The organism is Limosilactobacillus sp. C0001E2 (assembly GCF_056590915.1).
Window position 1 is genome coordinate 25,217 of the sequence record NZ_JBWPXC010000007.1, and the last position, 12,795, is coordinate 38,011.

A 12,795-nucleotide genomic window follows, 5' to 3' on the forward strand; every position below is an offset into this window, starting at 1 on the left:
AGCTTAGTTGTTCTTGAAACCGTACTTCTTGTTGAACTTGTCGACTGCCCCATCGGCTTGAGTAAACTTTTGCTTACCAGTGTAGAATGGGTGTGAGTCAGAAGTAACTTCAACCCGGATTAATGGGTATTCGTTACCGTCTTCCCACTTAACAGTTTCCTTTGAAGTAGCAGTTGAGCCAGATAAGAACTTGTAGCCAGTTGAAGAATCTTCAAAAACTACGTAATGATAATCTGGATGAATTCCTTGTTTCATAATTTATACGCTCCTTTGCCATGAATCATTGCCTGAAACATAGTTATTTTTACAACTACGATAGGATAACATAATTTGAAGCTGAACGCAAACTAATTAATCATCATCTTCAATTGTAACATCCCCATTGAGTCGGTTCAGCTTCCATACAATCCGGTCATAGCCCCGCAGAATATTATCTGCTTTATGGATCACAGTGGTCCCTTTAGCCATTAAACCGGCAATCACCAGTGCAGCGCCAGCACGAATTTCACCTGCTTCAACATCCGCACCGTGCAATTCTTCCGTATGGTCAATCGTGATTTGTCCATCACCAGTACTAATCTTCATGCCCATTTTCTGTAATTCGGGAATGTGCTTAACCCGCTTTGGATAAATTGTATCAACAACCGTACTCTCCCCATTTGCTAATGACATCAAGGGGGTTAATGGTTGTTGTAAATCAGTTGCGAACCCTGGGTATGGCATTGTCTTGACATGAACTGGATTGAGGTGGTCTGTTGCAGGAACATAGATCTTATCACTATCAATTTGCAGATCCACGCCCATTTCCATCAGTTTACTGGTGTATGCTTCCAAGTGTTCTGGAATTACATTTTTAAGCATCACACCATCACCCAAGGCTGCCGCTAATGACAGGTATGTTCCCGTTTCAATCCGGTCTGCAATAATCGTGTGGGTGTTCATCGATTGCAGGGTATCAACTCCGGTTATCCGCACCACGTCCGTTCCGACACCCCGAATTTTAGCCCCCATGTTATTAAGGAAAGTTGCTAAATCAATAATTTCCGGTTCCCGAGCCGCGTTTTCAATAATCGTCGTCCCTTCAGCACGAACAGCTGCCAGAATTGCATTAATCGTGGCCCCCACAGAAACCATATCCATGAAGATCCGTGTCCCGTGCAACCCATTAGGCGCATCCAGATGGACAGTTCCCGCGTGTTCGCTAACGTTAGCCCCCAATGCTTTAAAGGCCTTTAAGTGCTGATCAATTGGCCGCGGACCAATATTATCACCACCAGGGAAAGTCAGAGTTGCGCGGTGGAATCGTCCTAACAGGGCGCCCATAAAGTAGTACGATGCGCGCAAACTCTTAATTGCTTTACTCGGTAGTTCTGCCTCAACGATTTCAGTTGGGTCAATGTCTAATACCCCGTGGGTGAAGTTGGATTTGACATTCATTGACTCCAAAATAATCATCAAGTTATGAACATCCAAGATGTCAGGGACAGTATCAAACTGGACTGGCGTGTCTGCCAAAATAGCTGCCGGAATTAATGCCACCGTACTATTTTTGGCACCACCGATGGTTACTTCGCCAGCTATTCGGTTTCCTCCTTGAATGATCAGTTTTTTCATGTTGATCTTTCCTCACTTAAAATCTTTATTTTGTATCTTTTTAATGCATTATTATTATATTTAAACAGTCAATAAACATAATAAAGAACCTCCGTCTAAATTACAACCTTTTCGTTAAATAATTAAACTTTCTTCAAATTAATTTTCACCATCTTGCACCAAAAAACGCAGTTCACTTTTCAGTAAACTGCGTCTTATTTCATTCAAATTACTTATTATCCACCGCTGCCTTAACAAAGGCACCAAAAAGCCCTTCTGGATGGTTTGGCCGGGACAAAAATTCTGGGTGGTATTGAGCCGCCACAAAGAACTTCTTCTCTGGAAGTTCAACTACTTCAACCAGGTTTCGTTCTGGGTTAACTCCCGAAACTACTAAGCCGGCCTTTTCCATTTCATCACGGTACTTATTGTTGAATTCATAACGGTGCCGATGCCGTTCGTGAATCATTGGCTTGTTATCATAAGCAGCCGCTGCAACCGTTCCAGGCTTCAAACGACATGCGTAAGCACCCAAACGTTGCGTTCCACCAAGATCTTCGACGTCAGCTTGATCCGCCATCAAGTCAATAATGTTGTGATCGGTATTCGGATCGAATTCAGTCGAGTTGGCATCTTTGTAGCCAAGAACGTCCCGGGCATATTCGATGCAGGCCGTTTGCATTCCAAGGCAGATGCCTAAGTATGGCACATCATTTTCCCTAGCATACTTAATTGCGGTAATCATCCCTTCAATGCCCCGACTACCAAAACCACCTGGAACGAGGATTCCATCGTAATCGCCCAGCGTCTCGGCAACGTTTTCTTCATTGATATTTTCCGCATTAAAGTGGTCAATCTTCACGTCAGCATCAACTGGATATCCCGCATGACGTAACGCTTCGTTAACAGAAATGTAGGCATCTTGAAGATCGGTATACTTACCAACCATCGCAATCCGCACCGTCTTAGTCAGGTCATTTTCAATATGATCAACCATCTTTGTCCACTCACGCATGTCAGCAACTGGCGCATCCAACTTGAAGTGGTCCACTACCAATTGATCCATCCCCTGCTTTTGCAAGTTCAATGGAATTTCGTATAAGTTTGGTACATCCAGGGATTCAATAACGGCTTTCGGATCAACGTCACAGAAAAGAGCAATCTTCTTTCGCATTTCTTCTGTAATTGGCTTCTCCGTCCGTACAACCAGAATGTTTGGCTGGATTCCTAAGCCCCGTAATTCACGCACACTATGTTGGGTTGGCTTGGTCTTCATTTCACCAGCTGCCCGTAAGTATGGAATCAACGTTGCGTGGATGTATAAAACGTTGTCCGCTCCGGCTTCCTTCTTCATTTGCCGAATAGCTTCTACGAATGGTTGGGATTCAATGTCACCAACGGTCCCACCAATTTCCGTAATCACAACATCAGCATCCGTACTTTCGCCAGCCCGCTTAATCTTATCCTTAATCATGTTAGTAATATGCGGAATAACTTGAACCGTCCGACCAAGGTAGTCACCACGCCGTTCTTTCCGCAATACTTCAGAATAAATCTTCCCCGTCGTTACGTTAGAATATTTATTTAAATTATTATTAATGAATCGTTCGTAGTGCCCTAAATCAAGGTCAGTTTCCGTTCCGTCATCCGTTACGAAAACTTCACCGTGTTGGTATGGGCTCATCGTACCGGGATCAACATTGATATATGGATCAAACTTTTGAATCGCAATTTTAAGTCCCCGGTTCTTTAACAGGCGTCCTAATGATGCCGCAATAATTCCCTTACCAAGTGACGAAACAACCCCACCAGTTACAAAAATGTACTTTGTCATTCTTACTCTCCTTTTCTAATACGCTACAAACGAAAAAACTCCCCATTTCTTAGTGAAACAGGGAGCTATTGAAACGAGATGTCCCAAGCAATCTTGGGAGCCCAAGTAAAATAATACAAAGGCTAGTCACAATAGTCAAGCAGAAATTTATTCTTCATCTCCATCATCGTAACTATCATCATCGTCATGTAATTCTGACAAGTGACTTTCAATGTCGCTATCCGTATCATCGTCTTCGATCGGATTGTCATCATCGTAATCATCTGAATCGTCATCGTCATTCAGATCATCATCTTCTGGATCGTCATTATCGTAATCGATCACATCATCATCGTCGTCACTTCCGGTCAAGAAAGCATTGACCTTCCGCCGACGCTTCTTTGGACGATCATCATCGTCATCATCAGATTCACCAATCGTGGCTTCATCAATTGAGTCGTATGGGTACCATGCACGTAATCCCCAAGTGTTATCACCAAGGGAGATAAAACTGCCATCGACGTTCAAATCAGTGTAGAACTGGGAAAGTCGTTCCCGAATTTCCTCATCACTCTTACCAAGATATTGTTGAATTTCATTTGTTAAGTCGGCAAAGGCCATTGCTTCACCATGATAAGCTAAGATGGCGTGGGCGACTTCGATCATCGAAAGTTCTGATTTATCTTGGCCATCGAAAACCTTTAAATCCAAATTGGTGCACATCCCTTCAAAAAGTCTAAGTTACATATTACAATATCAGGGCGCAAATTGCAATTGAATTCGGTAAGTTCCCAAGACCTGTCCCTGATTCTTCAACCGATATGTCGCTTGCAGTGAACCCGTATGATTAGTAAAATCCACCTTTTTAATTAATTGGCGGGTTTCGACCCCTAGGTGAATAATTCCGTACTCAGTTCGGTACCTAGTCATCGTTTCAGCACCCGCCTCAAAGACTAGCCTAGTTTGCCGTGGACCGCGGCGGTCTAATTGCACCCGGTCCTCATCCAGTCGGAACTGGACAGGCGTCTCTTGATTATCCTGGTGCTCTAAGTAGCGCAGGTAAACCTGCCCGCCGTTCAACCGGATTAATTGACCACTTTCTGTAAATTCAAAGTGTTCAGTCTCACTTCCCATCGTCATGGAAGTCGTCAAGTGAACTGTCACTGGAAATACTTCTTTAATCGTTCTTCACCCACCTTTAACCCTTTTAATTATAAACTGACCATCGCTAAATGACCACCAGTGCTTTCTGGCAGCAGGTTTTGTATAATAGAGAAAAAGTTTACGTTAGGAAGCGAACTATGAGTTTTAAAGACGAAGATCTACCTCGCGAAAAAGTGTTCAGGGACCCAATCCATGGCCACGTCATTGTCGATAACCAAATTATTCTCGATTTAATTAATACTCCGGAATTTCAACGACTTCGCCGGGTCAAACAACTTGGTACCACCTCGTTGACCTTCCACGGTGCGGAACATTCCCGTTTTGGCCATTGCCTAGGGGTCTATGAAATTGCCCGTCGGATGTGCAATCACTTTCAAAGAAATTATCCCAGCAAGCGCCCTGGTGATGGTCTCTGGGATGATCGTGAACGACCAGTGGCACTGACTGCTGCACTCCTGCATGACCTTGGCCATGGCCCTTATTCACACACTTTTGAGCACATTTTCCACACGGACCACGAAGCCATTACCCGGCAAATTATCACTAGTCCTGAAACTAATGTTAACCAAATTTTACGACGGGTCAGTCCTGAATTTCCGCAACAGGTAGCCAGTGTGATTGATCATACGTACCCAAATCAGCAGGTCGTTCAAATGATCTCCAGTCAAGTCGATGCTGATCGGATGGATTATCTGCAACGGGACGCTTATTATACCGGTACCAACTACGGTAAATACGATCTCGACCGGGTATTACGAGTAATGCGTCCCATTCACAACGGGATTGCTTTTGAAATTTCGGGAATGCATGCGGTTGAAGACTACATCATTAGTCGGTTGCAGATGTACCTTCAAATTTACTTCCACCCGGTTTCGCGTTCAATGGAAGTCATTTTAGACCACCTGCTAATGCGAGCTAAGTACCTTTACCAGCACCCAAGTGACTATTCCCCGGTCTTTACACCTCACCTGCTCATGCCATTTTTTAATGGTCACTATACCATTAATGACTACCTTTCTTTAGATGATGGTGTGTTGACAACCTACTTTCTACATTGGCGTAATTCTGGTGACGATATTCTGAGTGACTTGGCCCAACGCTTTTTAAACCGTCGGCCACTAAAGTCGGTCCTATATGATGCAACCACTGAACCGCTCTTACCAAAATTGCGGGATTTGATTTCAACCGCCGGCTTTAATGACCATTACTATACGGCTACAAATTCCAGCTATAAATTGCCGTACGACACTTATAACCCGCGCGATTCCCAGCCCCAAAGTCAGATTGAGTTGATTCAACCTAATGGTGAACTGATTGAATTATCACAGGTCAGTACCCTCGTTGCTAGTATTGCTGGTAAGGAAGCGGGCGATGAACGCTTCTTCTTCCCGAAAGAAATGCTCGTCCAACATGACAATATTGAAATCTTCCAGCCGATCTACGATGAATTTCAACAGTACATTCAAAATAATCATATTGTTGCTCCCCAATAAATTAAAAATGGAACGTAGAAACAGTCCATCTGACTGCTCAATCACGTTCCATTTTTTATTTAAATTGATGATTTAGTTAACTTTCGTTGCTGAACCAGTATTAGAATTATATTCATAAATACCAATCATGCTTGCAACTGAGTTATCGGAATTATTTTGCCGAACTTCAAAGCGATATACGTTCCCTTGCTTGGAAACTGGAATAATTCCGTACCCCTTCTTATTGAAGCCCATCTTATTAGCAAAGTCCGTTACCACATCTTCTTTAGTGGCCCGCGCTGCATCCGCGTTTGCGACCCGTTGTGAACTAGACGTCGCTTGTGAACTGCTGCTTTGACTCGTTTGCTTGGTCGAGCTAGATTCAATCTCACCATTAATGGCTTTCGAAATCTTTACCCGTAATGCCTTGTAGGCCTTCTTCATTGGCTTACTGCTGGATTTCATACCTGGTAATTCGGCTTCAGCTTCTTGGTAGTCACCCTTGTTATAATCTTCACGGGCTTCAAGGTAACTATCCAAGTCTTCTTCAAGATATTCAACCTTTTTGTTTTCGTGTTCGACATCATCTAAGAGGTCATAGGCTTTTTGATATTGGCCCTTAGTAATTAAATCATTAGCTTTCTTATAAGCTTTGTCAGCGGCACTTTCTGTGACCTTCGCTGACTTCGTTGAGTTATTATCTGAACTGGCGCTATTCTTTTGTCCACATCCGGCTAACCCGAACACCAGGGCAACTCCCGCTGTGGAAAGTGCCAACTTAGACATTAAACTCTTTTTCATTTTCATTATTCCTCCTTAATCAGGGTTAGGAACATTATACCATTTTTACCGAATAACCAAAAATCGTTTACTAAGGTCAGCACTGATCTTAATAAACGATTTAAAATTATTCTTTATTAACTTTATCAAAGAGATTCTTGAACAGTGGACTAACTGGCCGGTTTTCATTAATCCGCTTAATTGCATCAGCAATTAATGGGGCCACGGAAACTTGCTTGATCTTCGCAATTTGCTTTTCCTTTGGTAATTGAATTGAGTCAGTAACCACCACTTCTTTAATTGGTGAATCTTCTAGTCGTTCAATTGCTGGACCAGATAATACCGCATGGGTACAAGAAGCATAGACTTCGGTTGCCCCGGCATCCATTAATGCCTTTGATCCCAAGGTGATCGTCCCGGCAGTATCAATCATATCATCAATCATGATACACTTTTTACCTTGTACATTCCCAATAATATGCATGATTTTAGCAACATTCGCCTTAGGCCGCCGCTTATCAATAATGGCAATTGGCGCCTTTAAAAATTCAGCTAAGGCGCGGGCCCGAACAACCCCACCATGGTCTGGTGAAATTACGACTGCATCCTTAGCCACACCCTGTTTGATGAAGTAATCAGCCAGTAATGGTGCACCCATCAAGTGGTCAACTGGAATATCGAAGAACCCTTGAATTTGTGCTGCGTGCAAGTCTAAGGCGATCACCCGATCAACACCAGAATTCTGCAGCATATTAGCAACTAATTTGGCCGTAATTGGTTCCCGTGAACGGGCCTTCCGATCTTGACGGGCGTAACCATAGTATGGCATGACCACATTGATGGTCTTAGCACTCGCCCGCCGTAAAGCATCAATCATAATCAACAATTCCATTAAGTTGTCATTTACGGGTGCTGACGTGGATTGAATAATATATACATTATCGCCCCGGATACTTTCTTCAATATTGATTTGAATTTCACCGTCACTAAACCGGTCAACGGATAATTTACCAAGTTCGACACCGACTTCATCGGCAATTTTTTCAGCCAATGGACGGTTTGAACTTAAAGAAAAAATCTTCAGATTCGGGTCAAAATATTTCTGTTTCATGAGGTCCTCCAAATTAAAATCCCTTTACCACTCTTATCTTATTAATTGGGGTGCGAAAAAGCAACTACCACGGGAGTTTTTTTGCGTAATTCGCCTTATTAGTTTGCCGTTGACGGGCAATTGCCATGTCAAATTGTTTAGTATCGTCCGTAATGGTTGAACCGGCTGCCACAAATGAATCAGCCGCGATGTTAACTGGTGCTACTAAATTACTGTTGCTACCGATAAATGCGTGGTCGCCAACATTGGTATGGTGCTTCTTTGCACCGTCATAGTTAACAAAGACCACTCCACACCCAACGTTAATGTTCTTACCAAGGGTGGCATCACCAACGTAGGTTAAATGACCAACCTTGGTTCCTTCACCAATGTAGGCTTTCTTAACCTCACAGAAATTACCGATGTGGACATGTTTGCCAATTTCCGCTTGGGGCCGTAAGTGGCTATTCGGACCAATATCAGAGCCATCATGCATTTCCGCTTGTTCCAGAGTGGATGAAATAATTTGGACGCCATCGTGAATCCGTGAATCCGTGATTCGGGAGCCAGCACCAATCAAGCAGTCACTACCGATGACAGTATTGCCCTTAATTACAACGTTGCCTTCCACAACTGTATCGCGGCCAATCTTAACACCAGCATCAATATAGGTTGTTTCTGGATCAACCATCGTGACCCCATTCATCATTAGTTCATCATTGATCCGCTTCCGCATGATCTTATTAGCTTGGGCCAGTGCCACCCGGTTGTTGACTCCCATCGATTCATCGAAGTCAGCCATTTTGTATGCCGTAACCACTTCACCTTGTTGCTTCAAAATAGCAATCACATCAGTCAAGTAGTATTCACCCTGTGCATTATCATTATTAATCTTCTTCAGGGCTGCAAAAAGCTTCTTATTATCGAAACAGTAGACCCCTGTGTTGATTTCATGAATTTCCCGTTCTTTTTGACTAGCGTCCTTTTGTTCCACGATCCGTTCCACAATGCCAACATCATTCCGGACAATCCGGCCGTAACCGGTTGGATCAGGAGCAACGGAAGTTAAGATAGTTACTGCCGCTTTCCGTTGCTTATGGTATTCGAACAACTTGTTAAAGGTATCAGCAGTAAATAATGGTGTGTCACCGCTGACTACCAGTGTTTCACCATCAATGTCGCCTAGTAGGTCTTCAGTCTGCATTACGGCATGACCAGTCCCCAATTGTTGTTTTTGGAGGGCAAACTTAGAACGAGGACCAATGGTGTTTTCCACACTTTCCGCCCCATAGCCAACCACGGTCACAATATTATCAATCTTAGCCGCTTCAAGTTGACTCAGCACGTGTTCCACCATGCTCTTACCACAAACTTCGTGCAAAACTTTGTATAATTTAGACTTCATTCGGGTACCCTTGCCGGCTGCCAGAATAATTGCGTTTTTCTGTTGCATGACTCTCATTGCTCCTTATTTCTTAAAAACTTTTTCCAAATAGTTACCTGGTTGGGCACTTAAATGCCGGTTAACCCCATCTTGGGCATCCACTTTAATTAATGAAGTGCAATCTTCAACTAGTCGTTCACCGTCAAACTGACCTTCTGCAAACGCGGTCATCCCCACTAGGTGGGCGCCAAATTCTTGGATAAGGGACTTCATTCCGTTCATCGTCCCACCACCCTTGAGAAAGTCGTCAACTACAACCACGTTAGCGCCTTCCTTCATCGTTCGGAGGGACAGTTCCATCTTTTTGATCCGTTGGGATGAACCTGATACGTAGTTAACACTGACGGTCGAACCTTCCGTAATATGGGAAGAATTACGAACAATTACAAACGGTCGATTGAGATACATCGCAACACTCTGGGCAATTGGAATCCCCTTGGTTTCTACGGTCATGATCACATCAACATCTTGATCAACGTACTGGGTGGCAATCAAGCGACCCACTTCACGTAAAATGTCCGGACGCCCCAGCAAATCGGATAAATAAACATAACCACCTGGTAACAGTCGACTATCATCATTCACTGCTTGGACCAGTTCATCAATTACTGTTGCCGCGTTTTTCTCAGAATATAGTGGCGTCAAACGTGCACCACCACTAGCTCCGGGAAGAGTTTCCAGGCGACCGACACCCCATCGTTCAACTGTATTCCGAATAATACTTAAATCTTCACTAATTGATGACTTAGCTGAGTCATAACGATGGCCAAAAAACTTTAGGGAAACCAGTTCTCGTGGGTGATCCAGTAAATAGCGAGTCATGTCCACTAGCCGGTTGCTTCGTCTAACTTTCATTATGTAGCTCCTTTAATTCATTATGCTGTTAATACAAACGTTTTGTGTACCTTCAAATCATAACATAATTGTTCGTCTTTTAACTGATTTTTCCATAATTTCACTAAAAAAAGCGGACCTCATTCGGCTCGCTTGGTAAATACCAATTATTTTCATTTTAATCGTTAGCTCGCTGCCGATATAACAGGGCAGATAAGTAGATCAGTACTTCAATTGTCGAAGTGAAAAAGCTGACTGGCCAGTTTGTAATGTAGGCTAAGTATAATCCCAGCCAAATTCCCAATAGCGCGAATAAAATTGCTAATCCAATCATCTTGGTCGTGTAGTATTTTGCACTGGCCGCAGGCAGTGTCAATAGGACAAAAATCAATAGCGTCCCCACAATTTGGACTGCCACACTAACGCTCATTGCCAAGAGCAAAAGGAAGATGACGGAAATCACCGTTTCGTTTAACCCGTTCGCTGCTGCACCCTCAGGATCAAATGAGGAAAATTTCAATTTACGGTAAATAAGGAAAACAATCACGAGAACAACCGCAGAGAGGCATACCAGCTGCACAACCTCATGGCGGCTAATGCCGACAACGCTCCCAAACAAGATACTTGTGGCTGAACTGGCAGTTTTACTGGAAAGATACAAAAAGAGAATTCCTAACCCGATGAATAGCGCTGACACTGCCGAAATAACTGACTCTCGGCGAGATTCATCAATACTCAATTGACCAACCATCACTGAACTAAGAATGGTAAATAAAAGCATCCCATTTAAAGCTGGCCAGCCCATAAAAAGAGCAAACGATGCACCAGCAAAACCAATCTCTGAAAGGGTGTGGGTCATAAATGGCATATTCCGCGCCACCACAAAAACCCCAATTACTCCACTAACAATTGCAATAAATGTACCGGCCACAAACGCATAACGCATAAAGCTGAGACTAAACATTGCGCACCTCCTCATCACTTGGTAATTCATTAATGGGGCCGCTTTGGTAAGAGCCATCTGGTAATAACTGCAAGTAGCGTGTTCCATAGCGCTTTGCTAAACCCCAATCGTGAGTGATAAAGAGCACACTCAAGCCATTTTGTTGAAACTTAGCTACAAAATCTAATAAATCGTACTTCATTTCATTGTCTAAACTGGCCGTCGATTCATCCAAAATTAATAGTTGCGGATCATCAACGAGTGCTTGGGCCAAATAGGCCCGCTGCTTTTCACCACCGGATGCTAACCCCAGTGGTCGGTCTTCAATCGTGGTTAAATTAGTTTCCCGAATAATCCGATCTAAACGATGCTGCTCAGTCTTTTTTAACCAAGGCCAGCGTGATTGAGTGAGGTTGAGCGCCACAAAATCCCGGACCGCTAATGGATAGTTAGCCGGTAAGTTGCGAAACTGCGGGACATAACCAATCTTTAAGTGATTGGCCCGACTAATTTCACCGCGGCGGGGCTTCAACTCCCCTAATAAGGCGCGAACCACCGTCGTCTTTCCGGCACCATTTTCACCAATCATCACTAAAAAGTCGCCTGAATTGACCTGAAAACTTAAATTTTCAATGACGGTATGGTCACCATACGCTAAGCTGAGGTCATCAACTGAAATCAATGCCATCTTATTCACCCTGTTCTTGAATCTTAATTAGTTGCTGATACTGTGATTGCATCCACTCGGTATAGGTTTGGTTTCCGTCACGTTGAGGACCGGAACATCGTATTGCCGAGCAAGTTTCAACATATTTTTAATTGTGGAGTTACTTTCCTGCTTATTATTAACGAAGAACGCTACCCGATGTTGACGAATTGCTGATTGCATCGCCGCAATTTCCTTTGGTGAGGGATCATTATCATCCTCAACCGCCTTTGCAAATCGCTGGTTCGCGATTCGGTACCCCAAATTATCTAAAGCATAGTCAAAAACTGGCTCACTCACCAATACAACATTCCGTTGGGGGTCCACGCCGCGTTTGGCTTGCGCAATCGTTTTGTTAAGCGGAGCCAATTGCTTTTGATAACGCCGGGCGCGGGCGTAGTAGTACGCGCGGTGTTTTGGATCCAATTTAGCATACTTTTGGGCTAGTTGGGTGGCCAAATTACTCATTGTGGATGGCTGATACCAAACATGTTCGTTGTTTCCTGCTTTTTTATGGGCCACGTCTCGGCCAACATTAATCACGGTTTGCTCATGATCCGTGGACTTGGTCATTTTTTGCAACCAGGTATCATACCCTAAGCCATTTTCGATCACGACATTAGCTTCGGCTAACTGCTGCGCCTGCTTGGTCGATGGTTGAAAATCGTGTGTATCAACGGCTGCACTATTGATAAAAGACGTCACATCTCCATATTTACCAGCAACACTCTGGGCAACTTCACCATAAAAGTTCAAACTGGTGACCACCCGAATCGGTCGTTGCTGGCGATGTAAATGTGGTTGCCAACCAGTGATCATTAGAATTAAGACACCAACCAAACTAGTAATTAAACCAATTAAACCCCACCGCTTTTTCTTCATCGCACTACTCCCTTATCGTTAATCGTAATTATTACTATTAATCTATAAAAAAATATCTTACCGAACTTTTCAAA

General features: G+C 43.5%; 12 protein-coding genes and 1 pseudogene. 1 reads left to right on the plus strand and 12 read right to left on the minus strand.

Annotation, left to right across the window (positions count from 1 at the left end; all coding sequences use genetic code 11):
• Positions 1-3: 3 nt before the first annotated feature.
• The 5 genes from AC1EKL_RS07480 to AC1EKL_RS07500 form a co-directional block, all read right to left on the minus strand.
• Positions 4-255: a type B 50S ribosomal protein L31 gene (locus AC1EKL_RS07480; protein ID WP_006917318.1), complete on the minus strand. Its 252-nt coding sequence runs from the start codon at positions 253-255 to the stop codon at positions 4-6.
• A gap of 96 nt (positions 256-351) precedes the next feature.
• Entirely contained in the window at positions 352-1,614 is a 1,263-nt protein-coding gene (locus tag AC1EKL_RS07485; protein ID WP_480190265.1) for a UDP-N-acetylglucosamine 1-carboxyvinyltransferase, read from the minus strand.
• 208 nt (positions 1,615-1,822) lie between these two features.
• Entirely contained in the window at positions 1,823-3,427 is a 1,605-nt protein-coding gene (locus AC1EKL_RS07490) for a CTP synthase (RefSeq protein ID WP_480189467.1), read from the minus strand.
• Positions 3,428-3,574: 147 nt separating this feature from the next.
• Complete coding sequence (gene rpoE, locus AC1EKL_RS07495; protein WP_480189468.1) at positions 3,575-4,117, minus strand: DNA-directed RNA polymerase subunit delta; 543 nt, start codon at positions 4,115-4,117, stop codon at positions 3,575-3,577.
• Positions 4,118-4,162: 45 nt separating this feature from the next.
• Positions 4,163-4,570, minus strand: coding sequence for a YwiB family protein (locus AC1EKL_RS07500; protein WP_480189469.1), 408 nt, complete (start codon positions 4,568-4,570; stop codon positions 4,163-4,165).
• Between the two features lie 137 nt (positions 4,571-4,707).
• Between AC1EKL_RS07500 and AC1EKL_RS07505 the strand changes: the two genes are divergently transcribed.
• A complete protein-coding gene (locus AC1EKL_RS07505; RefSeq protein WP_480189470.1) occupies positions 4,708-6,063 on the plus strand; it encodes an HD domain-containing protein in 1,356 nt (451 codons plus the stop codon).
• Between the two features lie 72 nt (positions 6,064-6,135).
• Here the strand turns inward: AC1EKL_RS07505 and AC1EKL_RS07510 are convergent, their stop codons facing one another.
• The 7 genes and pseudogenes from AC1EKL_RS07510 to AC1EKL_RS07540 form a co-directional block, all read right to left on the minus strand.
• On the minus strand, positions 6,136-6,843 hold the full coding sequence (locus tag AC1EKL_RS07510) for an outer membrane protein assembly factor BamD (protein ID WP_464465533.1): 708 nt from the start codon (positions 6,841-6,843) through the stop codon (positions 6,136-6,138).
• Positions 6,844-6,949: 106 nt separating this feature from the next.
• Positions 6,950-7,933: a ribose-phosphate diphosphokinase gene (locus AC1EKL_RS07515; protein ID WP_480189471.1), complete on the minus strand. Its 984-nt coding sequence runs from the start codon at positions 7,931-7,933 to the stop codon at positions 6,950-6,952.
• Positions 7,934-7,997: 64 nt separating this feature from the next.
• Complete coding sequence (gene glmU / locus AC1EKL_RS07520; RefSeq protein WP_480189472.1) at positions 7,998-9,365, minus strand: bifunctional UDP-N-acetylglucosamine diphosphorylase/glucosamine-1-phosphate N-acetyltransferase GlmU; 1,368 nt, start codon at positions 9,363-9,365, stop codon at positions 7,998-8,000.
• Between the two features lie 15 nt (positions 9,366-9,380).
• Positions 9,381-10,211, minus strand: coding sequence for a pur operon repressor (gene purR / locus AC1EKL_RS07525; RefSeq protein ID WP_480189473.1), 831 nt, complete (start codon positions 10,209-10,211; stop codon positions 9,381-9,383).
• Between the two features lie 157 nt (positions 10,212-10,368).
• Positions 10,369-11,154, minus strand: coding sequence for a metal ABC transporter permease (locus AC1EKL_RS07530; RefSeq protein WP_480189474.1), 786 nt, complete (start codon positions 11,152-11,154; stop codon positions 10,369-10,371).
• Positions 11,147-11,821 (minus strand): metal ABC transporter ATP-binding protein, encoded by a 675-nt coding sequence (locus tag AC1EKL_RS07535; RefSeq protein WP_480189475.1) that lies wholly within the window; start codon positions 11,819-11,821, stop codon positions 11,147-11,149. The genes AC1EKL_RS07530 and AC1EKL_RS07535 overlap by 8 nt, the downstream gene beginning before the upstream one ends.
• Before the next feature lies 1 nt (position 11,822).
• Positions 11,823-12,721, minus strand: a pseudogene (locus tag AC1EKL_RS07540) (metal ABC transporter solute-binding protein, Zn/Mn family).
• Between the last annotated feature and the right edge of the window lie 74 nt (positions 12,722-12,795).

What these genes read in the sequence shown, in the direction of transcription:
- glmU (WP_480189472.1), bottom strand. Translation starts at nt 9,365, where the DNA reads ATGCAACAGAAAAACGCAATTATTCTGGCAGCCGGCAAGGGTACCCGA.
- AC1EKL_RS07490 (WP_480189467.1), bottom strand. Translation starts at nt 3,427, where the DNA reads ATGACAAAGTACATTTTTGTAACTGGTGGGGTTGTTTCGTCACTTGGT.
- AC1EKL_RS07485 (WP_480190265.1), bottom strand. Translation starts at nt 1,614, where the DNA reads ATGAAAAAACTGATCATTCAAGGAGGAAACCGAATAGCTGGCGAAGTA.
- purR (WP_480189473.1), bottom strand. Translation starts at nt 10,211, where the DNA reads ATGAAAGTTAGACGAAGCAACCGGCTAGTGGACATGACTCGCTATTTA.
- AC1EKL_RS07505 (WP_480189470.1), top strand. Translation starts at nt 4,708, where the DNA reads ATGAGTTTTAAAGACGAAGATCTACCTCGCGAAAAAGTGTTCAGGGAC.
- AC1EKL_RS07480 (WP_006917318.1), bottom strand. Translation starts at nt 255, where the DNA reads ATGAAACAAGGAATTCATCCAGATTATCATTACGTAGTTTTTGAAGAT.
- AC1EKL_RS07535 (WP_480189475.1), bottom strand. Translation starts at nt 11,821, where the DNA reads ATGGCATTGATTTCAGTTGATGACCTCAGCTTAGCGTATGGTGACCAT.
- AC1EKL_RS07510 (WP_464465533.1), bottom strand. Translation starts at nt 6,843, where the DNA reads ATGAAAAAGAGTTTAATGTCTAAGTTGGCACTTTCCACAGCGGGAGTT.
- AC1EKL_RS07515 (WP_480189471.1), bottom strand. Translation starts at nt 7,933, where the DNA reads ATGAAACAGAAATATTTTGACCCGAATCTGAAGATTTTTTCTTTAAGT.
- AC1EKL_RS07530 (WP_480189474.1), bottom strand. Translation starts at nt 11,154, where the DNA reads ATGTTTAGTCTCAGCTTTATGCGTTATGCGTTTGTGGCCGGTACATTT.